26 protein-coding genes and 1 pseudogene are annotated in these 26,507 nt (G+C 67.7%); 10 read left to right on the top strand and 17 right to left on the bottom strand.

Annotation, left to right across the window (positions count from 1 at the left end; translation table 11 throughout):
* Window positions 1-30: 30 nt before the first annotated feature.
* The 5 genes from V5A19_RS05545 to V5A19_RS05525 form a co-directional block, all read right to left on the bottom strand.
* Entirely contained in the window at window positions 31-822 is a 792-nt protein-coding gene (locus tag V5A19_RS05545; protein ID WP_332318254.1) for a DUF1365 domain-containing protein, read from the bottom strand.
* On the bottom strand, window positions 819-2,096 hold the full coding sequence (locus V5A19_RS05540) for an NAD(P)/FAD-dependent oxidoreductase (protein WP_332318255.1): 1,278 nt from the start codon (window positions 2,094-2,096) through the stop codon (window positions 819-821). Before V5A19_RS05540 ends, V5A19_RS05545 begins: the two co-directional genes overlap by 4 nt.
* Complete coding sequence (locus V5A19_RS05535) at window positions 2,093-3,040, bottom strand: acyl-CoA desaturase (RefSeq protein WP_332318256.1); 948 nt, start codon at window positions 3,038-3,040, stop codon at window positions 2,093-2,095. The genes V5A19_RS05540 and V5A19_RS05535 overlap by 4 nt, the downstream gene beginning before the upstream one ends.
* A gap of 20 nt (window positions 3,041-3,060) precedes the next feature.
* Window positions 3,061-3,474, bottom strand: coding sequence for a hypothetical protein (locus V5A19_RS05530; protein WP_332318257.1), 414 nt, complete (start codon window positions 3,472-3,474; stop codon window positions 3,061-3,063).
* Window positions 3,475-3,577: 103 nt separating this feature from the next.
* Window positions 3,578-4,462 (bottom strand): helix-turn-helix domain-containing protein, encoded by an 885-nt coding sequence (locus tag V5A19_RS05525; RefSeq protein ID WP_332318258.1) that lies wholly within the window; start codon window positions 4,460-4,462, stop codon window positions 3,578-3,580.
* Window positions 4,463-5,140: 678 nt separating this feature from the next.
* On the opposite strand from V5A19_RS05525, the gene V5A19_RS05520 reads away from it, so the two are divergent.
* A complete protein-coding gene (locus tag V5A19_RS05520) occupies window positions 5,141-5,950 on the top strand; it encodes a hypothetical protein (RefSeq protein WP_332318259.1) in 810 nt (269 codons plus the stop codon).
* 5 nt (window positions 5,951-5,955) lie between these two features.
* Window positions 5,956-6,546, top strand: coding sequence for a lipocalin family protein (locus V5A19_RS05515; RefSeq protein ID WP_332318260.1), 591 nt, complete (start codon window positions 5,956-5,958; stop codon window positions 6,544-6,546).
* 19 nt (window positions 6,547-6,565) lie between these two features.
* Here the strand turns inward: V5A19_RS05515 and V5A19_RS05510 are convergent, their stop codons facing one another.
* Window positions 6,566-7,060 carry a hypothetical protein gene (locus V5A19_RS05510; RefSeq protein ID WP_332318261.1) on the bottom strand — a complete coding sequence of 165 codons (495 nt, stop codon included), beginning with the start codon at window positions 7,058-7,060 and terminating at the stop codon, window positions 6,566-6,568.
* Window positions 7,061-7,130: 70 nt separating this feature from the next.
* Entirely contained in the window at window positions 7,131-9,035 is a 1,905-nt protein-coding gene (locus V5A19_RS05505; RefSeq protein ID WP_332318262.1) for an ATP-binding cassette domain-containing protein, read from the bottom strand.
* Between the two features lie 162 nt (window positions 9,036-9,197).
* Here V5A19_RS05505 and V5A19_RS05500 point away from each other — a divergent pair, with 162 nt between their 5' ends.
* From V5A19_RS05500 to V5A19_RS05490, 3 genes are all read left to right on the top strand, one after another.
* Entirely contained in the window at window positions 9,198-9,506 is a 309-nt protein-coding gene (locus V5A19_RS05500) for a GIY-YIG nuclease family protein (protein ID WP_332318263.1), read from the top strand.
* A 145-nt stretch (window positions 9,507-9,651) separates the two neighbouring features.
* The gene (locus V5A19_RS05495) at window positions 9,652-10,758 is read left to right on the top strand and encodes an efflux RND transporter periplasmic adaptor subunit (RefSeq protein WP_332318264.1); all 1,107 of its coding nucleotides are present in this window, start codon (window positions 9,652-9,654) and stop codon (window positions 10,756-10,758) included.
* A 4-nt stretch (window positions 10,759-10,762) separates the two neighbouring features.
* Window positions 10,763-13,924 carry an efflux RND transporter permease subunit gene (locus V5A19_RS05490; RefSeq protein ID WP_332318265.1) on the top strand — a complete coding sequence of 1,054 codons (3,162 nt, stop codon included), beginning with the start codon at window positions 10,763-10,765 and terminating at the stop codon, window positions 13,922-13,924.
* A gap of 61 nt (window positions 13,925-13,985) precedes the next feature.
* Here the strand turns inward: V5A19_RS05490 and V5A19_RS05485 are convergent, their stop codons facing one another.
* Window positions 13,986-14,558 carry an NnrU family protein gene (locus V5A19_RS05485; protein WP_332318266.1) on the bottom strand — a complete coding sequence of 191 codons (573 nt, stop codon included), beginning with the start codon at window positions 14,556-14,558 and terminating at the stop codon, window positions 13,986-13,988.
* Window positions 14,559-14,698: 140 nt separating this feature from the next.
* Here V5A19_RS05485 and V5A19_RS05480 point away from each other — a divergent pair, with 140 nt between their 5' ends.
* Window positions 14,699-15,028, top strand: a complete 330-nt coding sequence (locus tag V5A19_RS05480; RefSeq protein WP_332318267.1) for a rhodanese-like domain-containing protein — start codon at window positions 14,699-14,701, stop codon at window positions 15,026-15,028.
* On the opposite strand, the gene V5A19_RS05475 is transcribed toward V5A19_RS05480, so the two are convergent.
* Genes V5A19_RS05475 through V5A19_RS05465 form a run of 3 tightly spaced genes read right to left on the bottom strand, consistent with a single transcriptional unit; the run spans window position 15,022 to window position 19,302 of the window.
* Window positions 15,022-16,080 carry an alpha/beta fold hydrolase gene (locus tag V5A19_RS05475; protein WP_332318268.1) on the bottom strand — a complete coding sequence of 353 codons (1,059 nt, stop codon included), beginning with the start codon at window positions 16,078-16,080 and terminating at the stop codon, window positions 15,022-15,024. The two genes, V5A19_RS05480 and V5A19_RS05475, sit on opposite strands and share 7 nt — an antisense overlap.
* Window positions 16,081-16,126: 46 nt before the next feature.
* A complete protein-coding gene (locus V5A19_RS05470; RefSeq protein ID WP_332318269.1) occupies window positions 16,127-18,619 on the bottom strand; it encodes an ABC transporter permease in 2,493 nt (830 codons plus the stop codon).
* Window positions 18,616-19,302, bottom strand: a complete 687-nt coding sequence (locus V5A19_RS05465; RefSeq protein WP_332318270.1) for an ABC transporter ATP-binding protein — start codon at window positions 19,300-19,302, stop codon at window positions 18,616-18,618. Before V5A19_RS05465 ends, V5A19_RS05470 begins: the two co-directional genes overlap by 4 nt.
* Between V5A19_RS05465 and V5A19_RS14310 the strand changes: the two are divergent.
* Window positions 19,301-19,897, top strand: a pseudogene (locus V5A19_RS14310) (arylesterase); the annotation flags it as partial. The gene V5A19_RS05465 and the pseudogene V5A19_RS14310 sit on opposite strands and share 2 nt — an antisense overlap.
* Before the next feature lie 57 nt (window positions 19,898-19,954).
* Here the strand turns inward: V5A19_RS14310 and V5A19_RS05455 are convergent.
* From V5A19_RS05455 to V5A19_RS05440, 4 genes are all read right to left on the bottom strand, one after another.
* Window positions 19,955-20,662 (bottom strand): HAD family hydrolase, encoded by a 708-nt coding sequence (locus V5A19_RS05455; RefSeq protein ID WP_332318272.1) that lies wholly within the window; start codon window positions 20,660-20,662, stop codon window positions 19,955-19,957.
* Between the two features lie 42 nt (window positions 20,663-20,704).
* Entirely contained in the window at window positions 20,705-20,956 is a 252-nt protein-coding gene (locus tag V5A19_RS05450; RefSeq protein WP_332318273.1) for a hypothetical protein, read from the bottom strand.
* Between the two features lie 88 nt (window positions 20,957-21,044).
* Window positions 21,045-21,677 (bottom strand): hypothetical protein, encoded by a 633-nt coding sequence (locus V5A19_RS05445; protein WP_332318274.1) that lies wholly within the window; start codon window positions 21,675-21,677, stop codon window positions 21,045-21,047.
* 16 nt (window positions 21,678-21,693) lie between these two features.
* Entirely contained in the window at window positions 21,694-22,440 is a 747-nt protein-coding gene (locus V5A19_RS05440; RefSeq protein WP_332318275.1) for an alpha/beta hydrolase, read from the bottom strand.
* Between the two features lie 305 nt (window positions 22,441-22,745).
* Here V5A19_RS05440 and V5A19_RS05435 point away from each other — a divergent pair, with 305 nt between their 5' ends.
* The 3 genes from V5A19_RS05435 (at window position 22,746) to V5A19_RS05425 (ending at window position 24,867) form a co-directional block, all read left to right on the top strand.
* Complete coding sequence (locus V5A19_RS05435; protein WP_332318276.1) at window positions 22,746-22,970, top strand: hypothetical protein; 225 nt, start codon at window positions 22,746-22,748, stop codon at window positions 22,968-22,970.
* Between the two features lie 259 nt (window positions 22,971-23,229).
* Entirely contained in the window at window positions 23,230-23,538 is a 309-nt protein-coding gene (locus V5A19_RS05430; RefSeq protein WP_332318277.1) for a c-type cytochrome, read from the top strand.
* Window positions 23,539-23,550: 12 nt separating this feature from the next.
* Window positions 23,551-24,867 carry an FCSD flavin-binding domain-containing protein gene (locus tag V5A19_RS05425; RefSeq protein WP_332318278.1) on the top strand — a complete coding sequence of 439 codons (1,317 nt, stop codon included), beginning with the start codon at window positions 23,551-23,553 and terminating at the stop codon, window positions 24,865-24,867.
* Window positions 24,868-24,913: 46 nt separating this feature from the next.
* Here V5A19_RS05425 and V5A19_RS05420 read toward each other — a convergent pair whose 3' ends face one another.
* The gene (locus tag V5A19_RS05420; protein ID WP_332318279.1) at window positions 24,914-25,117 is read right to left on the bottom strand and encodes a hypothetical protein; all 204 of its coding nucleotides are present in this window, start codon (window positions 25,115-25,117) and stop codon (window positions 24,914-24,916) included.
* Between the two features lie 9 nt (window positions 25,118-25,126).
* Window positions 25,127-26,416: a sensor domain-containing diguanylate cyclase gene (locus tag V5A19_RS05415; protein ID WP_332318280.1), complete on the bottom strand. Its 1,290-nt coding sequence runs from the start codon at window positions 26,414-26,416 to the stop codon at window positions 25,127-25,129.
* Window positions 26,417-26,507 lie beyond the last annotated feature (91 nt).

The following is a 26,507-nucleotide window of genomic DNA, read 5'->3' as shown; positions in this document are numbered from 1 at the left end:
GGGATGCAGCGGAAACGGCTTTATCCCAGCTCATGACGATCCCCGCTTGGTAGAGGTCGGCGGCTTCTGTCCGGACTCCGGATGGGGGTGGAAAGGCACCCCTTTCCACCAGAGACGCAGGGCCTGCCAATAGATTGCGGCAACCACCTTGCCGGTCATAAACGGATAGGCCACCAGGGCGCGTGCCAGCTGGAGGCCGGTCAGCGGCCGGCGCTCGAGCGCCATGGCTGCCTCGAAGTCGAGCCCGCCGTCATGCTCGTTGCGCATGACCACGGCCAGGTCTTCCCCGGGCGCGTTAAAGCGCCAATCATAGGTATAGCCCATGGCCAAAAAGGGCGAGACATGGAAGGCCTTGTCGAAACGGAAGCGATGCCCCCGAGGCTTGAGGCTCTCTGCCGGATCCAGCACGTAGCAGTGGCGCTCCCCCCACGGGGTGTTATTGACCTCGGCCACGATGACCTCCAAGGAGTCTCCAGAAGGGCTCCAGCAGTAGTAAAAGCTCACCGGATTGAAGCCGTAACCGAAGTACCGCGGCAGGGTGAGCAGGCAAATGCGCCCTTCCGGGCGCCAGCCGGTGCGTTCGGCCACCAGGTCGCGGACGGATGTTTCCAGCGGCTTTTCCAGATCGCCCAGGTGGTCGGCGCGGTGGAAGGCGGCCAGGTTGAAGCGGTCCACCGACCACAGCCAGCGCCGGGCAAAGGCGGTGTCCAACTCAGCCAGATCGAGATAGAGATAGCTCACCCGGTAGCGGAAAGTGTGGTCCACCGGCGTGGACCGCCGGTGGACCACGGTTCCCTGGTAGATGGCGCTTTGCCGGATCATGCCGCTTCCTCCCGGGACTTGGCAGGGTCAAAGGCATCGGCCACTGCCAAGGCGCTGCGCACGCCGTCTTCGTGGAAACCATAGCCCCAGTAGGCACCGCAGAAGGATGTGCGATGGGCCCGGAGCAGATCGGGGTGTCGCGCCTGGGCGCGGGCCCGTTCGCTGGTGAAAAGCGGGTGATGGTAGGTCATGCGGGCGATAATCCGGTCGGACGTCACCTCGCCGCCCTCATTGAGGGTGACGCAGTAGACCTCCCGGGCCGCCAGGCCTTGAAGGATGTTCATATTGTAGGTCACCGAGACCCCGTCCTCCCCTACCGCCGGCCGGCGGTAGTTCCAGGCGGCCCAGGTGCGCTGGGCCCGAGGCAGCACGGAAGTGTCGGTATGCAGCACTGCCTCGTTGGCCTCGTAAGGGAAGGCACCCAGCACCTTTTGCTCCGTTTCCGTGGGCCGATCCAGCAGGCCCAGCGCCTGATCCGCGTGGCAGGCCAGGACCACCTCGTCGAAGCATTCGGAACCGCCGTCTTGCCGCGCCACCACCACCTCTTGTTCGCTGCGATGAACTCGCCGGATGGGTGTCCCCAGGCGCAACCCCCCGGGGAAGCGGGCCAGCAGAGCGTCCACATAGCGATCTGAGCCGCCCACGACGGTGCGCCACTGCGGGCGGGCACCGAGCGGCTCCAGCATGCCGTGGTTGGCCAGGAACTCGGCAACGAAGCGGATAGGGAACTCGGCAAAGCGCCCTGTGGGGCATGACCACAGCGCCGCCCCAAGGGGCAGGAGGTAGTGGTCCACGAAACTGCGGCCGAAACGGTTTTCGGCCACGAACTGCCCCACCGTGCGATGGTCGTCGGGTTCGGCCGCCACCGCCCGGGCGGCCGGGGCAAATCGCACCAGGTCGGCTAGCAAGCGATAGAACCCCGGTCGAACCAGATTGCGCCGCTGGCCGAACACGCGGTTGAGCGAATCCGCCCCTGCCCATTCGACACCAGTGCGGTCGCAGCGCACGCTAAAGCTCATTTCCGAAGGACGGGATCCGATGCCCAGTTCGTCCAGCAGAGCGGTGAACCGGGGGTAGTTGGCCGGGTTGAACACGATGAAGCCCGTATCCACACGGTGCGGACCCTCGGCCGCGTCCACCGTCACGGTATGGGTATGACCGCCAGGACGGGACTCGGCCTCGAACAGGGTGACTTGGTGATGCCGAGACAGGCGGTCGGCGGCCACCAGACCGGAGACCCCGGCACCGACCACAGCGATGCGCTGGCCAGTCATTGTCGCATCCTCCCGGACAGGGGTGCTGAGGCAGACGACGCCTGCCTGGCTTTCTGGGGCACCGGGCGCAGGTCCCAGATCAGGCCCACCGCTGCTAGCCCCCGCAGGACCAGCCAGGTGATATCCAGCTCCCACCAGCGGAAGCCCTGGCTAGCGCTGCCCGGGGCATAGTGGTGATTGTTGTGCCAGCCCTCGCCCAGAGTTAGTAGGGCGAGCAAGGCGTTATTGCGGCTTTCGTCGGCGGTAGCGAACCGCCGAAATCCCCACAGGTGGGCCAGGGAATTGATGGTGTAGGTACCGTGATAGACCGCGACGGTGGAGACGACAAAACCCCAGACAAGAAGCTGCGGACCGTTGGTGGCGGCGGCAGGGGCCCAGTTCGCCAGGGCCTCGCCCAGCCCATACAGGCTTGCCGCCAAGGCCACCACCGGCAGGACCTCCAGGCGGTTGAGCCACACCAGCTCCGGATAGCGGCGCCAATCCGAGACATAGCGCCAGGGCGTGGCGTAGTTCTCCGGAGCTAGAAACCAGCCCATGTGGGAGCGGAAGAAGCCCACCCGAACGGGGGAATGGACATCTCCTGGGCCGTCCGACTGGGCGTGATGGCGACGGTGATGGCCGGCCCACCACAACGGGCCCCGCTGGGCGGCGGTGCAGCCCGCCAGCGCCATGAGGAACTGGAAAAGACGGGAGGTACGGAAAGCCCGGTGACTGAAGTAACGGTGATAGAAGGCGGTGATGAATCCCATGCGCAGCAGGTATAAAGCGCCCGCCACCGCCACCGCAGTCGCCGAAATTCCCACCCAGATCACACCCAGACAGGCCAGATGGAAGCCAACGAACCCCGCCCAGCGCGTCGCCGTCAGGACCGGCCCGCCCGCCAGCGGGTCGGCCTCGCCCGGACCGTCACCGACCAGCCAGCGGGTCCAAGATCGAGCCAACATGGCAGCCTCCCTGCCTGGCTTCAAGAGCCGAGCTGCCGACCGCTGGCCGCAACGGCCGGCTCGTCGGCAGCTCTCTCTTGCAACAAGCGTTCCAGGCCCCGATCCAGAGAGGCGTCCATGGCGCCGATGTCATCGTTCACAGGTTGATCGATGATGCCACCGAATTCCCCGTCGATCTCGTTAACTGCTAGCCGGCCGGAATCCGGGCCCCCGCCGTCATCCCCCGGGGGAACCTCGGCATTGATCGGTACCGGTCCCGGGGACGGGGACGGGGACCGGTACGGATCATCACTTAGAAACCGGCCTAGGCCATTGATGCTTTCCGCGATGCGGCCATCCAGAGCCATCAGCTCACCGGGGCCACCGTTCGTCATGGTATCCGGTCCATTAGGGGCGAGGGCCGAATACTTGCTGGTGTTGGCTTCGCTGCTCATTGGTTACTCCTTCGCTCTGAGCGGCCCCGGCCGAGGGCCGGTAATCGCCCGAGTTTTGCGGGCCGTTACCCGCCATAGACATTTATTTAGGTCCGCGCCCGGTTTACGGCCTGCCATCCATCATCGCGCGGTTGTCGCTCAGCCCCTTGGCGAATGCCGCCAGCTCGACCATGGTCGGCACTAGATAGGCGGGGGCAGGCAGCACGGGTGTCCCCCTACGGCAGGCTGGCCCACCCACTACCACCGGGCCCCGCCAGCCGGCGGCATTTAGCGTTGAAACAAGCGCTTCTGCCATCTCGCCTACGGATTCTGGCCCTTCGGCGCTGCTAACCGCCAGCCACACCGCCTCCGCGTTCTCTGTGACGGCCGCCTCAGCCATCACCTCCACCGGCGTGAACGCCCCCAGATTCAACGGCCGCCACCCTTGCGCCTGCCAGGTGGTATCGGCCAGGTGCGACGGCAGGGTATAGGGGTCAAGGGCAGGCCCGCCGCCGACCGCTACCGGAGCATCCGGCCCGGGCCGGAAAAGCAAACCCCGCAGCCCTTCCAGAGCCGTCTCGCAGACCCCTACCGCCCGATGCTCCAGGAAGATACCGTCATCCCGGCGCTGCCACAGACCGGCCACATTCCGAAGCGCAGGCGCCAACGTTTCGTCGATAAGCCGCGGCACCGATGCCCCGCCCAGGAATGCCCGTATCAACAGCGTGCGGGCCTGGTCTCCCGCGCCCTGGAGGAGGGCCTGGCGAAATTCGTCGCTGTCCCCCTGACCCGTGGCCTCCGGCTCCGATCGGTTAGGCACTAGGCCGAGCAGATCGGGACGCTCGATCTCCATTTTAGCTTCCCGCACGAACCGCGCCAGCTCCGGCAGGTGGATCCGGCGATGGCCGCCAGCGGTGCGGTCGGCCCGGATCCGGCCCCGGTCTACCCAGCGCTTCACCGAGGATTCGCTGACACCGAGAAGTGCTGCCGTCTGGCGCGGAGAGAACATTGAGCCCCTATCTTGTAAACGTTTTGACCGTTTTTAGATTTGGACACAGCGGGGGCAGCCTGTCAATGGATTATCTTTATCCTCTATCAATTGGGAATCTTTTGGGAGGTTGGGACCGCACCAGGGAGCGGGACCGCCTACCAATCAAAATATTGAAAGACCGTTTTGAGCGTTTTATAAAGGGAAGGGTGCAGAGCGAGCTGGCTGGGGCAGACCACCCTGGCCCGTTCCTTACCGACAACTTTGGAGGAGGGGCTCGTCAACCAGCCGGTTGCGGCCATTCGGCCCGTGGTCCACGAGATTAAAACCAAGGCGACCCGCATCGAGATCCGGCGCCTACGCGGTTTCCGCGTCACCCCGGCCACCCCACACCGGTAACGGTCGGGGCCAGATTCTGGGCCGACTCACCGAGAGCCTCCTTAGGCCGGGTCCGGCCCATGATTGGCGGAGGCGGGGGATCGCTATCGGCGCAGGCCGAGCCGTAGTGGGCCGTGCAGGGCCATTGGGAAAAAGGGCGAACCGATGCGCGCCCTTCGCCAGCGGCCTGGAAAGCCTTTGGCGACACCGTAGTCAGCGGGATAGACCCAAGATTTCAGACCGTTTGGCCGGGCCGAAAGAGCCAACAGGGGGTTTGCCGCTGGCAAGCCATATAATCGGAGATCCGGGGGGAAGGCCCTCATGAGGCAGTCATGGAAAAGGCGGGCGTCGGCCCTGATCGGGGCATGGCTGTTGGCAGGTGTTAGCCACGGCGAACCCGGGGACGACCCGGTTCCCGACCGGGTGGGCTACGCCTACGCGCCGGATTCGGAGGCGTTTCTTTATCGCGAGGACCATTTCGAGACCGTTAAGGAAGGCCGTTTGACGACGGAGCGTGTGGTCTATCGTACGGGTGATGGCAAGCAACTGGCGGAAAAATACCTGAACTACACCGGCACCCCGTACGCCCCCCGCTTCGAACTACGCATGACCGTCAACGCCTACCGCGAAGGCCTGCGCCAAGGGGAAGAGGGAATCCAGGTCTTTTACCGGCCCGTGGGGGATGGCCAAACCCAAAGCGAATCGCTGGGTAGACCCGATAACCTTGTCGCCGACGCCGGATTCGATCGCCTTGTGGCTGATCGCCTGGAGGCGTTGCAGGCGGGCCGAGCGCCGACTTTCGACTTCCTGGTTCCGGGACGCCTCACCGCCTACCCTTTCCGGGTACGCAAGGTAGCGACAACCCGTGTGCTGGACCAGCCCGCTCTTCACCTACGCCTGGAGCCTGCCCGCTTCTGGCTGCGTTGGCTGGCTGAACCGGTCGAGGTCTATTACCACCCGGACAGCGCTCGCCTACTGCGTTATGTGGGGCCGTCCAATCTGCGCACACCCGAAGGCGATAATCCGAGGGTGCGGGTGGATTTTCCAACGGATGCGCCGACCGGGAAGCAGCCGACACCCCAGACACTGGCAACCCACCCTTTCCTCGCCGATCCTTCAAATAAGGACTGACCCGTATGCCTGTCCGCCTTTCTTCCCTCAGCCGGATCCGGCCCTTGCTTACCCTGATCGGCGCCGCACTAGCCCTGGCGGCCTGCTCGGCGCAAAAGCCGCCCATCAAAACGGCGGCCAGTGTCGATCTGGAGCGTTTCATGGGGGATTGGTACGTGATTGCCCACGTTCCCGCCCCCCTCGAGGCCAACGCCCACAATGCCGTGGAATCCTATCGCCTGACCGAAGATGGCCAGGTCGCCACTACCTTCCGTTTCCGGGAAGGGAGCTTCGACGGCGAGGTCTACACCTATCACCCCATGGGCTTCGTGCGGCCGGAGTCGGGCAATGCGGTCTGGGACATGCAGTTCTTCTGGCCGATCCGGTTCGAGTACCGCATCGTCTACCTCGACGACACCTACACCCGGACCATCATCGGCAGGCGGGCCAGGGACTACGCCTGGGTCATGGCTCGGTCCCCTTCCCTATCCGAAGCAAGCTACGACAACCTCGTAGGGATCCTGCGCGACCGGGGCTACGACACCGACGACCTGCGTCGGGTCCCGCAGCAGTGGCCGGAGGGGGAGCAAACCAGCAAGGAAAGCGGCGGGGACTGACCGCAGGGAAGGCATTGGCCTAGGGTTGGTCGCTATTCGCGGCACGGAAGTCCCGCACAAAGGTATGGGCGACGAAGCGGCCCACCCGCTCGGGAACGGCATCGCTGTTTTCGATCTCCAGAGGGGAAACGGCGGCGTTACTCCAGGTGGTGGCGGCGAAGACCCGCTCTGGATCGCGGTCGAGGCGGACGGGCTGGCGCAGCTCCAGATCGATGGCCAGGGCCAGGAAGCGCCTGCTGGACCGACGGCTTTCGATACGCACATGCAGCCGGGCAGCGTCCTCCGCGTGACCCGTGGCGATGTTGGCGTCTTCCAGCGACGAGCGTACCGCCCGGCGGACCGCCTCCTCGCTGACAGCGCTGCCCTGGAAGTGGGCGTCCAGGGAATCCACCGCCACCATCACGGCGGGCACGCCCACAAGGGTTTCGGGCCCCTTGCCGGGGTGATCGCCGGCGCCCACCCCCGGCACCAGAAGCAGAACGGGCACCAACAACCTCACCAGCCTACCGGCCATGACACCCTCCTTCAAAACGCCCCCCATGCCAGCCTACGCCGCTAAGACAAGCGGGGACAAGCAAGTGCTTTCAGCCGGCTTCCTTCTGCTCCAGCTCCTCCCAGCGCCGATAGGCGCTGTCCAGCTCGGCCTGGAGCTCGCTCAGCTCGCTATGGAGCGCCTGAAGGTCGGTTGCCGCATCCTGGTACACCGCTGGATCGCCCAACCGGCCGGTAAGGGCCTCGATACGGCCTTCGAGATCCTCGATTCGGACAGGCAGCTCGTCCAGCTCGCGCCGCTCCCAGTTGCTAAGCCCCTTGGGGCTCGCCTTGGGAGCCCTGGGCTTGGCGGTTTCCGTTGCGGGAGGATTGTCGGCGGCGGCCCCCTGCTGCCCATTGGCCGGCGCCGGCGATCGTTGTTCCAGCCAGTCGCTGTAGCCGCCCACGTACTCCGCAACGCGGCCCTCGCCCTCGAGCACCAGAACGCTGGTGACGACGTTGTCCAGGAAGGCGCGGTCGTGGGAGACCAGCAGCACCGTACCCTCGTAGCCGGCCACCAGCTCCTCCAGCAGCTCCAGGGTCTCGATGTCCAGGTCGTTGGTGGGCTCGTCCATCACCAGGACATTGGAGGGCTGGGCGAAAAGCCGGGACAGCAGCAGGCGGTTGCGCTCCCCACCGGACAGCCGGGTGATGGGTGAGCGCGCCCGATCTGGTGTGAACAGGAAATCCTGCAGATACCCGATGACGTGGCGGTCCTTGCCGCCCACGGTGACGTGCTCTCGGCCCCCGGCGACGTTGTCGGCGGCGGTGCGGGTCTCGTCGAGCTGGGCCCGCTGCTGATCAAAGTAGGCAACCTGCAGGTTGGTGCCCACGTCCACGGTGCCGCTGTCGGGCGCCAGCTCGCCCAGCAGCAGGCGGATCAGGGTGGTCTTGCCCGAGCCGTTGGGGCCGATCAGGCCGATGCGGTCACCCCGCATGACCGTAGTGGTCAGGTTCCGGACGATGGGCTGGCCGTCGTAGCTGAAGTTGACCTCCTCGGCCTCGATCACCCGCTTGCCGGTTTTGTCCGCCTGGGACGCCTCCATGCGCACGTTGCCCTGCTGCTCGCGGCGGGCGGCGCGCTGGGCCCGCATCTCCTGGAGCTGGCGCACGCGGCCTTGGTTGCGCTTGCGCCGCGCCTTGATGCCCTGCCGGATCCACGCCTCCTCCTCAGCCAGCTTCTTATCGAACCGCGCCTGCTCCTGGGCCTCGGCGTTGAGCTTCTCCTCCCGGCGGCGCAGGTAGGTATGGTAGTCCCCGGGCCAGCTGGCGAGCTCACCCCTGTCGATCTCCACGATGCGCGTGGCCAGGGCCTGCAAGAAGCTGCGGTCGTGGGTGACGAACACCAGGGCGCCGGCGAAGTTACGCAGGAAGTCCTGGAGCCAGTTGATGTTGTCGATGTCCAGATGGTTGGTGGGCTCGTCCAGCAGCAGCACGTCCGGCTGGCGCACCAGGGCCTGAGCAAGCAGGACGCGACGCTTGAGCCCCCCGGAGAGCTGGTTGAAGTCGGCCTCGGGATCCAGATCCAGCCGGGTAACCACCTCGTCCACCCGGGTGCCGATGTCCCAGCCGCCCTCCTCGTCGAGCCGGGCCTGGACCTGGCCCATGCGCTCGGCGGCACCGTCGGCGTGCAGGTTCTGGCTGAGGTGGTGGAATTCCGCAAGCAGGTCGCCCAGATGCCCCAAGGCGTGGGAGACCACCTCGTAGACGGAGCCTTCGGTCCCTTCGGGGACTTCCTGGGTAAGCTTGGCCACCCGGATGCCCGGCTGGAAGCGGATGGAACCCTCGTCAGGCTCGAATTCCTGGTTGAGCAACCGCAGCAGGGTGGATTTGCCCGAGCCGTTTCGGCCGACGATGCAGATGCGCTCACCGGGCTCGATGGCCAGCTCGGCCCCCTCCAGCAAGGGTCGGGGGCCGCCTACGCTGACTTCGACGTTCTTCAAAGTAATCAGAGCCATGCGGAATTCCGTTAAGAGACTACCAAAAAATAAAGGCTGTGACGTAACCGGGCATTTTGCCACAAAGGGCAATCCTGGGCAGAACGGATTAGATGCCGAAGTATTCGCTTCGTTCACCCGCGGGGGAGTGGTAAGTTGGCGGCAAAATCCCCGGGAGCCGCCGTGACCGCCCAGTGGAGCGTCTACATCCTCGAAACCGCCGCCGGCAGCTACTACACCGGCGTTGCCACCGACCCCATGGCCCGCTACCGGGACCACGAGGCCGGCCGCGGCGCGCGTGCGGTACGCATGGCCGGTGGCCCCCGACGCCTCCTGTGGCAGCTGGACGGTCTGGATCGAGGCACCGCCCTCCAGCTGGAGCGAGCCATCAAAGCCCTCTCAAGGCCGACCAAGGAGCGCCTGGTGACCGAGGGGCCGGAGGCGGCAGGTCTGGCCACCGGTAGCCCTAACACCTCGGCCGGAGCATCTTAGGAACCGCCGCCTCCTGGTCCCAGGCAGATCTCTCTAACCACCGGCGGCGCCCGGAGCTGCGAGGGAGCGCACCCCGGCATGGACGGCTCCTTCGCTGTGCGTGAGAATCCCGAAAAAGCCCGCAGACCTGAGAATCACCGGTTTCATGTTCCCCTTGCTCCGCCATTCAGCCGCCTCTCTACGCGGCATGGGGCTACGCGCTCTGGTCCTTCTGGGCCTTGTGGCCTTGCCGCCTGTAGCGCCGGCCCAGGACGACGCCCCCGAGGTAGCCACCGCCACCGCCGAAACCGCCCCTATCGTGCGCGAGGTCCGCCTAACTGGGACGGTCACCTCGCCCCGGGTGGCGCGGGTCTCCACCTCGGTGGCTGGGCAAGTGGCGCGCGTTCACATCGACAGCGGCGACCGGGTCGGGACCGGCGCCGATCTGGCCGAGCTGGATCCGAAGCTGGCGAGCCTGCAGCTTCGCCGAGACCGGGCCGCCGTCGCCGAGGCCGAGGCCGAGCTCGCCGACGCCCGCCGTCGCCTGGAGGAGGCCCGCCGCCTGGCCCAGGAGAAGAACATCCCCGCCTCCGAGGTGCGCTCCCGGGAGGCCCAGGTCCGCATCCAGGAAGCCGCCCTGCAGCGCCTGCAGGCCGAGGCCGCCCACCAGCAAGAGCGCGTTGCCCGCCATCGCATCGCGGCCCCATTCGACGGCGTGGTGAGCGACAAGCTCACCGCTCCTGGAGAATGGATCGACCCCGGCACGGCGGTGGTGGAGCTGGTGGCCATGGACGGACTGCGCCTGGACTTCCCGGCCCCCCAGGCCCACTACCCCCGGATCGACACCGACACCCCCGTTACCGTCTCCCTGGAGGCGCTGGGGAATCGGGCCATCGACGCCTACGTGGGTGCCACCATCCCGGTGAGCGATCCCGAGGCCCGCACCTTCACCGTGCGCATCTATCCCGAGGCCGACGAACTGGCCATCACCCCAGGCATGTCGGCCCGCGCTACTCTGCGCCTGGCCACCGGCCGCGAGGGAGTGGTGGTGCCCCGCGACGCCCTCCTCCGCTACCCCGACGGCCGGGTCACGGTATGGACGGTGGCGAACGGCGGCGAGGCCACTGCCCGCGAACAGACGGTGGAGACCGGGCTGAGCTTCGACGGCCGGGTGGAGATCCGCTCCGGAATCGAGGCCGGAGCCCGGGTGGTCACCCGCGGCAACGAGGCCCTCGAGCCGGGCCAGAGCGTGCGCTTGACCGGGGAGGACTAGCGCCGTGTTCGCCGGCATTGTCCGCAACGGCATCATCACCACGGTGGTGGTGCTCATCCTTTGCGTTTTGGGCGTGGTGGCGGCCCTGGGCCTGCCGGTGCAGATGATCCCGGACCTGGAGGTGCGCACGGTTACCGTGGAGACCCGCTGGCCCGGGGCCACCCCCCAGGACATCGAGAAAGAGATCCTGGTCGAGCAGGAGGAGTACCTGCGCAACTTGGCCAGCCTGCACCGCCTGGTCTCGCGGGCCTCAAGCGGCGAGGCCGAGATCGAGCTGGAGTTTCCCTACGGGGTGGACATGAACGAGACCCTGATCCGGGTCAACAACGCCCTAAGCCAGGTCCCTTCCTACCCCGACAACGTCGACCAGCCCCGCATCTACGCCGCCTCGTTCTCACAGAACTCGTTCATGTACCTGCGCGTGGCCCCGCTCGAGGGCAACCCGCGCGGCCTGGACATGACCATGATGCGCGATTTTGTTGAGGACAACGTGGCGGTGCGCCTGGAGAGCGTGGAGGGGGTGTCGCAGGTGGATGTCGGCGGCGGCGCCGAGCGCCAGATCCGCATCCGCCTGGACTCCGACCGCCTGGCCGAGCGGAGCCTCACGGTGCCCCAGGTGCGCCGGGCCATTGTCGAGCGCAACCAGGACATCTCCGGCGGCGATCTCGAATCGGGCAAGCGGCGCTATCTGCTGCGCACCATCGGCCGCTTCGACAGCGTCGACGACCTGCGCGAGCTGATCGTGGCCCGCCGCGGCGACAGCGTCACCCGCCTCCACCAGGTGGCCGAGGTCTCGCTGGGCCACTTCGAGATCCGCGAGCGCTCCTACGTCAACGGCAAGTCGGTGATCCGGCTGTCCATCAACCGCGAGAGCGGCGCCAACGTCATCGACATCAAGGAAGGGGTGCTGCCCGAGATCGAGGCCATCAACCGCGAGCTGCTCGAGCCCGCGGGCATGCGCCTCACCCTGACCACCGACGACGTGCGCTACGTCACCAGCTCGCTGGGCAACGTCTGGTTCAATCTGGGGCTCGGCGCCCTGCTGGCCACCCTGGTGATGTTCGCCTTCCTGCGCTCGGGCCAGGCCACCGCCGTGGGCGTGATCGGCATCCCCGTGTGCACCATCGCCGCCTTCCTGGGGCTTCTGGCGCTGGGCCGCAGCATCAATGTCATCTCCCTCGCCGGCGTGGCTTTCGCCATCGGCATGACCCTGGACAACAGCATTGTGGTGCTGGAGAGCATCGAGCTGGAGCGGCGCAAGGGCCGGGCCCGGTTCGACGCCGCAGTGGCCGGGGTGCAGAAGGTGTGGCCGGCGGTTCTGGCCTCCACCCTGACCACGGTGCTGGTGTTCGTGCCCATCCTGTTCATCGAGCAGGAGGCGGGCCAGCTGTATTCGGACGTGGCCATCGCCGTATCCGCCTCCATCCTGGCCTCCATGCTGGTGGCCATCACCGTCATTCCCACCGGCAGCGCGCGACTGAGTTTCGGTAACCACGGCAGCGGCGAGGTGGAGGCCCTGGACGCGCGCGGCCTGCGCGGCCAGGTCCTGGCGTGGATCCGCGGGCTCATCGCAACCCGCCCCCGCCGGGTCATTACCATCGCCGCCATTGTGGCGGCGAGCTTCGCCATCATCGCCTGGCTCACTCCCCCCGCCGAATACCTGCCTGAGGGCGAGGAGGCCAAGACATTCGCCCAGATGAACGCCCCGCCCGGCTACAACCTGGCGACCATGCACGCCATCGGCAAGGAGATCCAGGCCGAGTTCCTGGCCCATCTGGACAAAGAGCCGGCCGCCTTCGAGCGCGGCGAAACCGAAATCCCACCGCTGGCTTACTTCATCATGTTCGTGCGGCCCCAGCAGGTGTTCGTCATCGCCGAGTCCAAGGATCCGGACCATATCTTCGCGCTAATGGACGTAATCCAGAAGCGGTTCGAGGCCTATCCGGGCATGCGCGCCTTCGCCTCGCGTGGCTCCATCATCACCAGCAACGAGGGCGGCACCCGCTCCATTAACCTGGACATCTCCGGGCCGCGTCTGGCGCACATCTACGACGCCGCGAGCAGCGCCTACAACCGCGCCCAGGCGATCTTCGACACCCCGCGCATCCAGGCCCGGCCGGCCACCCTGTCGCTGTCCCAGCCCATGGTGGAGGTCCATCCGGACTGGGACCGGGCCAGCGAGCTGGGGCTGAACGCTGCGGAGCTGGGCTTCACGGTAGCGGCCCTGACCGACGGCGCCTTCGTCGACGAGTTCTTCCTCGACGACGACAAGATCGACATCTTCCTCTACGGTGAGCAGGGACCTGACATCGCCCTCGACGGCCTGGACCAGATCCCGGTGCACACGCCGCAGGGCACCACTCTGCCTCTGTCCGCCATGGCCGACATCCGCGAGACGGTGGACACCAGCAATGTGCGCCGCATCGACGGTCGGCGCACCGTTACCCTCAATATCATTCCGCCCCGCGACGTGCCGCTGGAGACCGGCATCGACCGGGTGCGCGCGGATGTCCTCGATCACCTCCGGCGCACCGGCGACATACCCCGCGACGTGTCGGTGACCATCAGCGGCGCCAGCGACCAGCTCCAGGCCACCCGGGAGGCCCTGCAATTCAACTACCTGGTGGCTGGGGCCCTGATCTACCTGATTATGGTGGCCATATTCCGCCACTGGGGCTATCCGCTGCTGATCATGACCGCCATTCCCCTGGGCGTGGCCGGCGGCATCCTGGGCCTGTGGGTACTCAACGGGGTGGGCGCCGCCCTGCCCCTGGTCGGGCTCAGCGCCATCCACCAGCCCTTCGACATGATCGCCATGTTGGGCTTTTTGATCCTCATGGGCACGGTGGTGAACAACCCCATCCTCATCGTCCACCGGGCCGCCGCAAACGCCCGCGAAGCCGGCATGGCCGCCCGCGAGGCGGTGGCCGAAGCGGTCAGCGCACGCCTGCGGCCCATCGCCATGTCCACCATCACCACCATCTTCGGCCTGGCACCGCTGGTGGTCATCCCCGGGGAGGGCACCGAGCTCTATCGGGGCATGGGCGCCATCGTGCTTTTCGGCATCCTGGGCGCCGCCATCGTCGCCCTGACCTTCCTGCCTGCCCTGACGGTGGTGGTGCTGCGCTTGCGGGAGCGCCAGCCTTGGCGCAACCGGGCGGCCTGAAGCAAAAACTACCCAGGGCCGGCTTTGGACCCCGGGTCGTCGGTAACCGGTTGGATCCGGATCAGGTGGCTACGCCCACCCCGAACAGCCACTGATGGCCACCCATGACCAGGGCCAGATAGATGCCCAGGCCGCCGACCACGGCGACCACGTCGTTGGCCTTGGTCCAGGGCAGCGACGGCGCTGGCCGGGCGGGCCGGCGCTTGAGGGAGATGCGGTCGGCCACCGCCCAAACCAGGAGGACGCCGAACAGGACCACGTCGGCAACGGTCCCGTTAACCAGGAGGTGGGCCAGGGCCCACGTCTTGACCGCCACCAGCAGGGGGTGCTTGAGGGTAGTCTGGATCCGTCCCGGCAGATAGGCCGCCAGGACCATGGGGAACACGAACACCAGCAGCAGCATGCTCAGGTGGCGCAGCCACTCCGGGGGCACGTAGAGCACGCTGGGATCCTGGCGCGCCATGCCGTAGCCGGCGACGATCAGGACCAGGCCGCAAACCGCCACGATGCTGTACAGAAGCTTCCAGACCCCCTCTCCCAGGCGGGTGGCGGCGGCATCGCGCCACTGATGGCTGACGATGGACACCGAATGGACACCGATGAACAGGACGAGGCCGAGGACTAACAGGGACATGCGCTGATTCCTTTCCGGGATCGGGCTATTAGGGGGGACAGGCTAGCGGAGAGCAAAAGGAGCGGCCATCCCCCGGTTGAACTTTTCCGGACCGGATCGGGTCCCGTAGTGGGGAACCTTTAACCATAAGCGGAATTGCCATGCATCCCGATACCATAGAGATCGACGTCGACACCCTCGCCCGCCTGCGCCAGGCGGTGCCGCCGCCGGTGGTCCTGGACGTTCGCGAGCCGCGCGAGCTCGCCGTGTGCGCCCTGGAGGACGCCGTCCATATCCCCATGGGCGAGATTCCGGCCCGTCTGGACGAGCTCCCCGCCGACCGCCAGCTGGTGGTGATGTGCCACCACGGCGTGCGTAGCATGCAGGTCACCCGCTTCCTGCGCCACCAGGGCTACACCAACGTCCGCAACCTGGCCGGCGGCATCGACGCCTGGTCCGACCGGATCGATCCCGCCCTGCCCCGCTACTGAGCCCCTTCCAGGAATCCGGTGAGGGATTCGATGAAGCGGTCCCACGCCTCGAAATGAGGCACGTGGCCGACGCCTTCTAGGGCCACCAGCCGGGCGTCCGGGATGCGCTCGGCGGCCTGGCGTCCTAGCGCGGGGTAATCGCCCAAGGCCGCCGCGAGGTCGTCAGCCACCTTGTCAGTGCCCAGCGCCGTGCGGTCGCGCTGGCCGATGATCAGCTGGGTGGGCACATCGAGCCGCGGGAATTCGTGGACCACCGGCTGGGTAAAGATCATGTCGTAGGCAAGCGCCGAGACCCAGGCCAGACGGTCCCAGTCGGGGCCCCGGATCCATCCGGACTGGATGGTCACTAGTGGGTCGTAGGCTGGCTGCCATTCGCCGCCGAAATAGCTGCCCCGCATGTAGGCCTTGACCCCTTCGGGCGTCTTGTCCAGCTCCGACCGGTAACGCTCGCCCACGGGGGTATAGGGCACCCCCTTGGCCTTCCAGTCCTCCAGACCAATGGGATTGACCAGGGTCAGCCGCTCGGTTACCTCGGGATGCATCAGGGCGAAGCGCGCCGCCAGCATGCCGCCCATGGAATGGCCAACCACCCTCACTTCTTCGACGTCCCGATGGTCCAAAAGCCGGCGGGTATGGCTGGCCAGGGCGTGGAAGCTGTACTGGAAGCCGCTGGGCTTGTTGGACTTGCCGAAGCCGATCTGGTCCGGGGCGATCACCCGGTAGCCGGCATCAGTCAGGGCCTCGATGGTGCGACCCCAGTAGGCGCCGGAAAAGTTCTTGCCGTGGAGCAACAGCACGGTATGACCGTTCCGCTCCGGGGCCTGGACGTCCATGTAGGCCATCTCCAGGTCCTGCTCCTGGGCCCGGAAACCGTAGTGCCGCACCTCGAAGGGGTAGCCGTAGCCGCTCAGGCGGGCATCGAAGGCAGGCGATCCGGCCGCCGATGCCCCGGCCGCCGGTGCCCCGGCCGCCGATGCCCCGGCCGCCAGCATCCCGGCCAGGGCCAACGCCAGTTCCCCCAAAACGCCGCTAAAACCATGTCGCGCCCACATGCCTGCCTCCTTGGGCTTTTCCTTGGCAAGGATCCTGGTACCGCCCTCAGCCGCCGCGCAGAACGGCCAGTGGCCGCTCCTCGCGCAGCCGCCGCGTGGCCATCAGCCCCGCTATTGTGATGCCCGCCCCCCCGCCGCCCATGCCGAGCACGAACAGCCAGACGTTGAAGCGGTAGGGCAGACCCAGGACCTGATCGGTAATCGCCCAGCCGATGGCGGCGGCCCCGCTGGCAGCGATCAGGCCGGCCAGCAGACCCAGGCCGGCGAACTCGGCGGCCTGGATGGCACGCAGCCGCCGGCGGCTGGCGCCCAGGGTGCGCAGCAGGGCCGTCTCCACCCGGCGCTCGTCGCGGCTGGCCTGGACGGCCGCCGCCAACACCAGGATGCCGGCGAGAAGAGAGAACCCGAACACGTACTCCACTGCCCTGCTGCCCTGGGCGATGATCCCGCGCACCCGATTGAGGATCTCGCGCACATCGATCACCGTAACCCCCGGATGGGTCCGGACCACCTCGGCAATCGCGCCGGCGCGCTCCGGCGACGCCCAGTAGCTGGTGATCCAGGTGGCCGGTGCATTGGCCATCAACCCGGGGTTGCCGATGACGAAGAAGTTGACCCGGAAGCTGGTCCAGTCCACCTCCCGCAGATTGGTCACCGTGCCGCGGACCTGCTCGCCGGCGACGCGGAAGGTGAGCTCATCGCCCACGGCGATCCCCAGGGTCTCCGCGATGCCGGTCTCCACCGACCATTCACCGGCCGTCCCGGCTTCGGCCTCCGCCCACCAGGCGCCGGCAGCGATCTCGTAGTCCGGGCGGGGTCGATCGGCCCAGGACAGGTTGAACTCGCGCTCGGCCAGGCGCCTGGCCCGGCCTTCGGGGAAATCCTCGGGGGCGACGGATTCGCCGTCGACGGCCACCAGGCGGCCCCGCGCCATGGGGTAAAAGCCCTCCGGATCGACACCAGCCTCCTTGAGCCCCTCCTGGACACCCGCGAGCTGGTCCGGCTGGATATTGATCATGAACTGGTTAGGCGCCTGGGGCGGGATCTCTGCCTCCCAAGCGCGCAGGACGTCCACCCGCACCACCGCCAGCAAGAGCAGGGCCAGCAGCCCCAGGCCGAAGCCCACCATTTGCACCGTGCTCGCCCGACGGCGCCGGGCCAGGTTGGCCAGCCCGAACCGCCAGCCGCTCACCGCCCGGCCCCGGAAGCGTCCGGCGGCACGCACCAGACCCCAGGAGGCAGCGGCCAGTGCCGCCAGCAGCCCCAGGGTACCCGCCACCACCCAGCCAGCCAGGGCGAGATCGCCGGCCTGATGGATCACCAGACCGGCGATCGCCGCCACCGCCAGGGCCGCCGCGGCCACGGCCGAGGGCTCTGGGGCCGTCGGCTCACGCCGCAGCACGCGTATCACCGGAACTCGCCGTATGCGCAGGACCGGCACCAGCCCGAAACCGGCCAGGGTGACCACGCCGGCCACCAGGCCGGTAGCCACGGGAACGAGGGAAGGCCCCGGCAGCTCGTCGCCGAACCAGGCCCCCACCAGGGCAACCAGGCCGCTCTGGGCCAGCCATCCCAGGGCCACTCCGGTGGCGCTGGCGAGCAGGCCCACCAGCAGCAGGCGCAGCAGCAGCGATCTCACAACCAGCCGCAGCGGCGCCCCGAAACAGCGCATGAGGGCGGAGGTATCGGCCTCGCGGGCGCTCAGGGCATGCACCGCCACGGCCACGGCGGCCCCGGCCAGGAGAACCGCCAGCACCGCGGCTAGCCCCAGGAACGTGCCGGCCCGCTCCAGGGCCGCCCGCATCTCGGGACGGGCATCGCCCACCCCTTGGACCTCGACCCCTTCCCCGCCCCTTGCCTCGGCCCAGGACCGGAAGGTTGCCACCGCCGCTTCCGGACCCGCCAACAGCAGGTGGTGGCTGACCCGGCTGGCGTCGCTGATCAGCCCGGTTGCGGCCAGGCCGGCGCGGTGGATCATAACCCGCGGCGCCATCTGGAACAGGGCGCCGCTACGATCGGGCTCGTGGGCCAGGGAGGCGGCCACCACTAGCTCGGCCTCGCCCAGGGGGACGGCATCGCCCACCGCCAGGTTTAGGCGGGTGAACAGGCGCGGATCCAGCCACAAGCTGCCCCGCTCCGGTGGGCCCGCGGCCACCTCCCCGGTGCCGTAAGGGGCATCGCTCAGCCGGACCTCTCCGCGCAGGGGGTAGTCGGGCCCCACCGCCTTGACCGCGACCAGCTCGGTGGCGTCGTCGGCGACAATCACGCTGGGGAAGGTGACGTATTCGGCGGTGCGCAGGTCCAGCCCTCGCGCCCGGGCGCGCCAGGACTCGCCCAGCTCCCGGTCGGCCTCCACCACCAAATTGGCCCCAAGTAGGCTGGTAGCACGCTGGGCCAGGACCCGCTCGACGCGATCGGCAAAGAAGCCCACCGCCGACAGCGCCGCCACCGCCACCACCAGGGCTGCCGCCACCACCCGCATCTCCCGGCCCCGGAGATCGCGCGGCAGGGCGCGGAGGGCGAAACGCAGGGCCTTCACCCGGCCGTTTCCAGGGTGCCGTCCACCATGCGCAGGCGCCGGTCGCAGCGGGCGGCCACCGCCTCATCGTGGGTCACCAGCACCAGGGTGCTGCCGCGCTCGGCGCGCAGGGCGAACAACTGGTCGATGACCGCCGCTCCGGTGCGGCCATCCAGGTTGCCGGTGGGCTCGTCCGCGAACAACAGCTCGGGATCCGGGGCGAACGCCCGCGCCATGGCCACCCGCTGCTGCTCGCCGCCGGAGAGCTGGCCCGGCAGATGACCGGCGCGCTGGCCCAGGCCGACCTGGTCCAGGGCAGCCCGGGCGGTGGCCCGGACACCGCTGCGGTCGGCCAGCTCCAGCGGCAGCATGACGTTCTCCAGGGCGGTCAGGCCAGGAACCAGCTGGAAGGACTGGAACACGAAGCCCACCCGGCCGGCGCGCAGAGCGGCGCGGCCGTCCTCGTCCAAGACCCCCAGCCAGTGGCCGAACAGCCGGACATCACCGCTGCTGGGCGCGTCCAGGCCGGCAAGCAGGCCCAGCAGGGTGGACTTGCCAGCGCCCGAGGGCCCCAGGACCGCCACCGCCTCGCCCGGGGCGACCGCGAGCTCGACACCGTCCACAATGGTTAGCGTTCCCGCGGGGCCGGCCACCCGGCTCCCCAGATCCGAGGTCCGCAAAACCGGTTGGGAGGACTGCTTCATGCGCCTGCTCCTGGCTGTCGTGCTCATGGTCGCCGCGTCACCGGCACCCGCCGCCCCCGTTATCCTGGTCGTGGGCGACAGCATCAGCGCCGCCCACGGGGTGGCGGTGGAAGACGGCTGGGTGGACCGCCTGCGCCAGCGGTTGGACGATCGGGGCTTCCCGCACCAAGTCGTCAACGCCAGCGTCGGGGGCGACACCACCAGCGGTGGCCTGGCCCGCCTCCCCGACGCCCTGGCCGAGCACCGGCCCACGGTGGTGGTCATCCAGCTCGGCGGCAATGACGGCCTGCGCGGCCAGCCGCTGTCTGCCATGCGGGCCAACCTCGAGGAGATGATCAACCTTTCGCGGGACGCCGGCGCCCGCGTCCTGCTGCTCGGAATCCGGCTGCCGCCCAACTACGGGCCGGCCTATACCGAGGCCTTCACCAAGGTGTATCGCGAGGTGGCGGAAAGCCGTGACGCCGCTCTTGTGCCCCGCCTGCTCTCTGGCGTGGGCGAACGTCGGGAGCACATGCAGGCCGATGGCATCCATCCCAACGCCGACGGCCACGCCCGCATCCTGGCCAATGTCTGGCCGGCACTGAGGGACCTGCTGCAGGCTTCCCCTAGGCAGGCTGCCGCTCGCCAAGGAGGAAGCGACTGCAGGGGCCGGCTACCGCGCACCCCCGTCCCCGGCCTCGAGGCCCAGAGCTTCCGGCAACTCCGCCAGGCTGACGATCTCGTGGTGCGCCCGCCGCACGTCGGCCGGCCATTCGCCGCCCTCGCGGTTGATCCACACCGTACGGGCTCCGAAATGATGGGCGGCGTGGATGTCGCGGACGGGGTCGTCCCCGATGTGGACCATGTCCCAGGGCTGGACGCCCATATCCCGGCAGGCTGCATGAAACAGGGCGGGGTCCGGCTTGGCGGCACCGACGTCGGCGGCGGTTAGGAAATGATGGAACAGATCGCCCAGCTCGGTCTGCCGCACGTCGGCGTTGCCATTGGTCAGCGCCACCAGGGGGAACGCCCCGGCCAGGCGCTCCAGGGCGGGGCGGGCGTCGGCGTAGGGTGTCACCTGATGACGCTCGGCCAGGAAGACCGCCAATCCGGTCTCGGCCAGACCGGGGTCATAGCCAGCCTCTCGGGCATGCCATTCCAGGCTGGCCCGGCGCAGCGCGGTGACGTCGGCGGCCAGCTCGGGATGGCGCCGGGCCAGATCCCGCCGGACCACCCGCATAGCCTCCCGGTCGTAGGCCTCTGTGATGAGGGGGTGATGGCGCTTCAGCCAGGCGTAGAGGGCCCCCTCGGCCCGCTTGATGACATCGTCACAGGACCAGAGGGTACCGTCCAGATCAAAGGCGAGGGCTTGAGGCTTCAAGGGCTTCAGGGGGCTTTTCGTCTCGAGTTTCGGGGACCCGGCCTAAGACCGGCCGCTGTCCCTCCAGTCGCCGTCGCTCAGGAACCGGGAGAAGGCCAGGGGCCCGGGGAAGCGCTCCTCCCAGTCGTCCCGGGTCAGGGTCTCCCGGTGGAAGCTGCCGTCGAAGGCCTCGATGCTCCAGGTCAGGGCCTTTTCGGGGGGCAGCCCGGCGTAGCCGTCCGCGATGGCCCGCCATCCCAGCCGCAACGTGGCCACATCCACGGGCTCAGCGTCGCCGATTCGCACCTTGAACATCGCTGCCTCCTTGCCGGCCGCCGGGGCCGCACCGGATTGGGTGCCACTGGGCCGGATGGGGCTACCCGGGGCGGCTGGGCCGACCTGGTCACTGTTCGTCAACACGCCAGCTCGACCATATCGCCGGCCCCCGGACCGCTACCCCAAGCTCCTTTAGCCAGGCAGCCACCCGCCTGTTGGAGTTGCGGAACAGGTGATAAGTGTCCGGGTGGGGGACGAAGACCAGATCATACCACCGGTTGAGGTGCCGGGTGGAATCGGCTTCCCAGAAAACCCTGTCGAGCCGCCCCTGGAGGGCGGCGGAGCGTTTGCGCGCGACGACCACCGTATGCAGGGCCTGAATCGGTACATTCACCGCCGAGCGCACCCCTTCCGGGGCGGCCGGTCCGGCTAGCTCGCGCCGGCCCAGCCCCGCCCGGGTGGGCCACAGTAGCGCCGCCGCTGCGCGGCCGAAGCCCGTGCGATTACACCCGTAGTAGGCCCAGTCGCCGTAGGCGTACCGCACCAGGCCGCCGTCGGGCCGGACCAGCACCAGCGTGGCATGGCGGCCGTGGTCGAGCAGGAAGACCGGCCGGGCCTCACCTTCGGGCGCGGGTTCCTCCAAGACCGTGGTGCACCCCATGAGCAGGAGGAAGCCCCCGGCCGCCGCCAGCGTAGATCGTACCGGACAGGCTAGCCCCTCCCGAGCGACCAAGGCACGGGCCCGTCTTAAAATAACCATCGCTACCCCGTTACGGTTAGCCGATAAACTCCGGAACCACATCCCAGTAAGCCGAATCCGGCCGACGGAAGAAATCCCCATGCGACCAGCCCGTAATCTCCCTCAGCACGGCCCCCTTCCCGGCCGCCTCCGCCAGGGCCCGGACAGCGCTAGCGGGCACCACCTCGTTGTCGCGGCTGTGCAGGATCAGGGTGCGCATGTCGGCGTGGGGCGACACCAGGATCGTGCCCGCGGTCTCGGGCCCTTCCCGGGCCAGGCTCTCTAACAGGACCCCGGTGCCCAGGGAATACCCCAGCATGTACAGCTCCGTCTGCGCTGTGGCCCAGCCCCGAAGCTCGGCGAAGGCGGCCCGGCAATCCCGGCCCAGCCGGCGGGGCGTCGCCCGGCCGGTGCTGGCCCCGAAGCCGCTGTAGTCGAATACCAAAAACGCGTGGCCGGCACCATGCAGGTAGGCCACGGGGCCCGCCCAGCCCGACAGGGTCTCGCGGTTGCCGTGACAGATCAGGACGGCCTTTCCGGAGGGGTGACTGGGCGGGGCGGGCACCCACCAGGCAGCCAGGCGGGAGCCATCGCTGGCGATAGTGATCGCCTCAAAGGGCAGGCCGTAGTCTGCGGGAGTGGCCGAGCCCGGCTCCCCGCCGCGCAGCCGAAAGGGGGGATGGTGATAGATCCAGTAACGAAATCCCACCAGCGCTGCGGCAATACCGACGCCAATTGCGATCAGGGCCTTTGTGGTTATCCCTCTGACTATCTGGTAATCCACCCGCTGGGCAAAGTCCCCGCCCTGGTCCGGGGACGACGGCCGGATCCTGACCGGGGTCCCCGCCAACCTCAACGGGATCACCGAGGCCTACCCCGGGGCGGAACTGGGCGGCACGGACGCCGACAAGCGCTACGCCATCAACCAGTGGCTAGCCTTCCTAGCCACGGAAATGCACGCTTTCGCCTACGGCCCCCATTTCGCGCCCCAACGCTTCCATCCGGACGAGGCCGAGCACGACACCGTCCGCGCTACCGCGCATGCCCGGATGCCCGGATGCCCGGATGCCCGGATGCCCGGATGCCCGGATGCCCGACCTATACGAGCTCCTGGGGGACGGCATGGAAGCGGGGCGCTACCCGTTGGCCGAACGGCGCACGGTGGTGGATCCCTTCGTCTACGTCCTGACTCGGTGGACGGACATGACCCCGGTGGACCTGGGCGAGTGTCCCGCCCTGGAGGCCTCCCGCGAGGGCATGGAGGTCAACCCCGGAGTAGAGCGGGCGCTGGAGCCCCAGGGAATGGCGGGCTAGAGACGAATTCCCGCCCTGAAGCGAGCGGACCCCAAGTCCACCCCTGTGCCCCCGGGAGGAGACCGAGGCCGGCGGACGAACCTCGGAAGGCACCCGCCGCTCGCTTCCAGCCGGATTGCCCCGTCCTGCACGGCGCCCCACCTCCCCTTAATTGCTCTCTTTAACAGAGGTACAAGCCGTGTCACTTTGAACACAGGGGATTACGTGGGTCCGTCACGCCATCCCGCCCGACGGGTGGCCCCATCCGGAGGAGGCAACCATGACAGGAAAATGGGCAGGCCTATCCATTCTCGCCGTCGGCCTGCTGGCCTTGCCCCAGGCACAGGCCGAGCAGATTTCCAAGGGGCAGATCATGGCCAACAACTGCCTGAGCTGTCACGGCAGCAAGGGCCAGGGACCCGGTGAGATGCCTTCGATTCAGGACTACACCGAGCAGGGGCTGATCAACTCGATGACCTCGTACCGCGACGACCCGGACTCCGACGCTACGGTCATGAACCGCCACGCGGCCGCCTATTCGGACGCTGAGATCCGGGCCATTGCCAGCCACATCGCCGATCTGAACTAAAGGGGGCAAACCATGGCTACCCAGCGCTTTAACAGCATTCGCTGGTCCCGCCGTAATGTTCTGAAGGCCACCGGTGCTACCGGGCTGGCTGTTGGCCTCGGTGGTGGCATCCGTGCCTCCAGGGCCGGTGGTGCGACCGGCAAGCGGGTGGTAGTTGTCGGAGGCGGCCCCGGAGGAGCCACCACCGCCAAATACCTGCGCAAGTTTGACCCCTCCGTCGAGGTCACCCTTGTGGAGAAGGACCCGGTGTACCACACCTGCTTCGGCGCCAACTGGTATCTCGGCGGTTTCCGGGAGTTTGAACGCACGCGCCAGGGCTTCGACGCCTTGCAGAAAGAGCATGGCGTCAAGATCGTCCAGGATACCGTTACCCGGTGGGACAGCGACAAAGGCGAGGCCCGGCTCGCCGAGAACGGCAAGCTGTCCTTCGACCGCCTGGTGATCTCGCCGGGCATCGACTTCCGTTGGGAGGACGTCAGCGGCATGGGGCCCGAGGACACCGAGCAGGTGCCCCACGCCTGGGCAGGCGGTAAACAGTACCGCATCCTCCGCCGCCAGCTGGAGGCTATGGACGACGGCGGCACCGTGGCCATTTGCCCGCCAACGAATCCGTTCCGGTGCCCGCCCGGTCCCTACGAACGCGCCAGCCTGGTCGCCCACTACCTCAAAGAGAACAAGCCCCGCTCCAAAGTACTAGTCCTCGACGCCAAGGACGGCTTCTCCAAGCAGGGCCTGTTCGAGGAGGGCTGGGCCGAGCTCTACGGCGACATGATCGAATGGGTGCCCGGCTCCGAGGGTGGTGTCATCCACCGGGTGGATCCCGGGAACCGGGTGGTCGCTACCCGGGAAGGCTTCGAGGAGCACGATGTCGACGTGCTCAATGTCATTCCCCCGCAGCGGGCCGGCAAGATCGCCCGGGACATGGGCCTTACCGATGAAACCGGGTGGTGCCCGGTGGACCAGCGTACCTTCGAGTCCAGCGTCCAACCCGGCGTCCACGTCATCGGCGATGCCTCCATCGCCGGGGCCATGCCGAAGTCGGCCTTCGCCGCCAACAACCAGGGCAAGATGACGGCCGCTGCCATTGTCTCCGAGCTACGTGGCCAGAAGGTTCCCGAGCCGTCCCTGGTGAACACCTGCTACAGCCTGGTGGGTCCGGACTACGGCATCAGCGTGGCCGCGGTGTATCACTTCGAAGACGGCAAGATCCGGGGGGTGGAAGGCGCCGGCGGCGTCAGCCCCAGCGGCGCCGGTGACTTCTTCCGCATGCGGGAGGCGCGCTATAGCCGCGGCTGGTTCGCCGGCGTAACCGACGACATCTGGGGCTAAACCCCGGAAAGTTGAGGAATTGGCCCGGCAGGGTGACCCTGCCGGGTTAGGGCGTCGACCGCTCAGTCACCAGGCCCCCCTCGATGAACCGGCCGACCGGCAGGACCTCGCCGTTCGCCTCCAGTAGGCAGGAAAGGTCCTCCTCTGCCACCTCTTCACCGGTGTCCAAATTCACGACGGGCTGGTAGGCGGGCAGGACCCGGTCCTCATCAAGCGCCCGCTGGAGCCGGCCACTCCTGGGCAGAATCAACCTGTCCTCCTACCACCCGGCCTCCACCCGATTGCGGCCGGCACGCTTGGCCTCGTAGAGACGGGTGTCAGCGATACGGATCAGGTCCTCGGTAGACTGGGCATCCTCGGGGAAAGTGGCCACCCCGAAGCTGGCAGTAACGGGAATGGCGTTCTCCTCCAGCGGTACCGGGTGGTCCATAATGTCCGTCCGGAGCCGTTCCGCGATGCGCACGGCTTGCTCGCTCCCTGCCCCGGGGAGAAGGCACAGGAACTCCTCGCCGCCCCAGCGCCCGAACCAGTCGGCTTCCCGCATTTGCCGCGGGATGCGTTCGGCCATCGCCTCCAAAACGCGGTCGCCGGCGTTGTGGCCGTATTTGTCGTTGGCCATCTTGAAGCGGTCCAGGTCCAGCAGGATCAGGCTAAAGGAGTGGCCGTTTCGCTCGGCCCTTGCCGCTTCGTGGGCAATGGCCTCCTGCAAGGCGGCGCGATTAAGCAGGCCGGTAAGGACGTCGTGGGTAGCCTGATAGGCAAGCTGCTGCTGCAGGGTGCGCTGTGCGGTCACATTCCGGAAGACCACGACGCAACCGGGCTCCTCCTCCCCCAAGGCGGCCACCGGGGCCGCGGACCATTCCACCGCCATCTGCTCCCCTTCCGCCCGGTCCAGCCAGGCGTTGACCCCCGAGCCTTGGCCGGTAACCCGGTCCGACGGGCACTCGGACGGCTCGGTCAAAACGGGCTGACCGGCCTCGTCCGTCACTCGGAACACCTCGGCCAAGAGGCGCCCCCTGGCGGCGCCCGCCGACCATCCCAGAAGACGCTCGGCCTGGGGATTTAGGAGCTGGATGCGGCCGTTCGCTTCGGTGACAATCACCCCGTCCCCAATGGATCGGAGGGTGGTCTGGGCCCGCTCCTTCTCCCTGTTAAGGGTCGCTTCCAGCTCCTTGCGCGCCGTGATGTCGGTGAGGGTGCCCAGAACCCCGGCCATTTCGCCGTGGTTGCCCGCAATGCGCCGTGCGTGGAGGGCCATCCAGCGGTGGCCGCCCTCGCTGGTTAGATAACGGGTCTCATAGTGGCAGACAGCCTTTTCCCCGCCGGCTAAGGATTGAAACTCGGCCAACAGGCAATCGCGGTCATCGGGGTGGATAAAGTCGAGAAATGACCGGCCTAGGGTAGGTGCGACCTCGAAGCCGGTTATATCGGTCCAGGCGGGGTTGAGGAATTCCCAACGTCCTTCGGCATCCGTCTGGAAAACGACATCCCGGAGGTGGTCGAGTATTGTCCGGTAAAAGCCGTGGGGCACGTCGCCATTGGCTTGCATAAGCTGGACCCCTTGCCGGCCGTGGCTATCCCCCTGTGCCCGCAGGGTAACCGCGGGCCCCGGCGGACACAATGAATCCTGACTTCCCCAA

This window comes from Thiohalorhabdus sp. (genome assembly GCF_036628635.1).
Lineage (GTDB): Bacteria > Pseudomonadota > Gammaproteobacteria > Thiohalorhabdales > Thiohalorhabdaceae > Thiohalorhabdus.
This window is presented reverse-complemented; position numbering and strand designations above follow the sequence as displayed.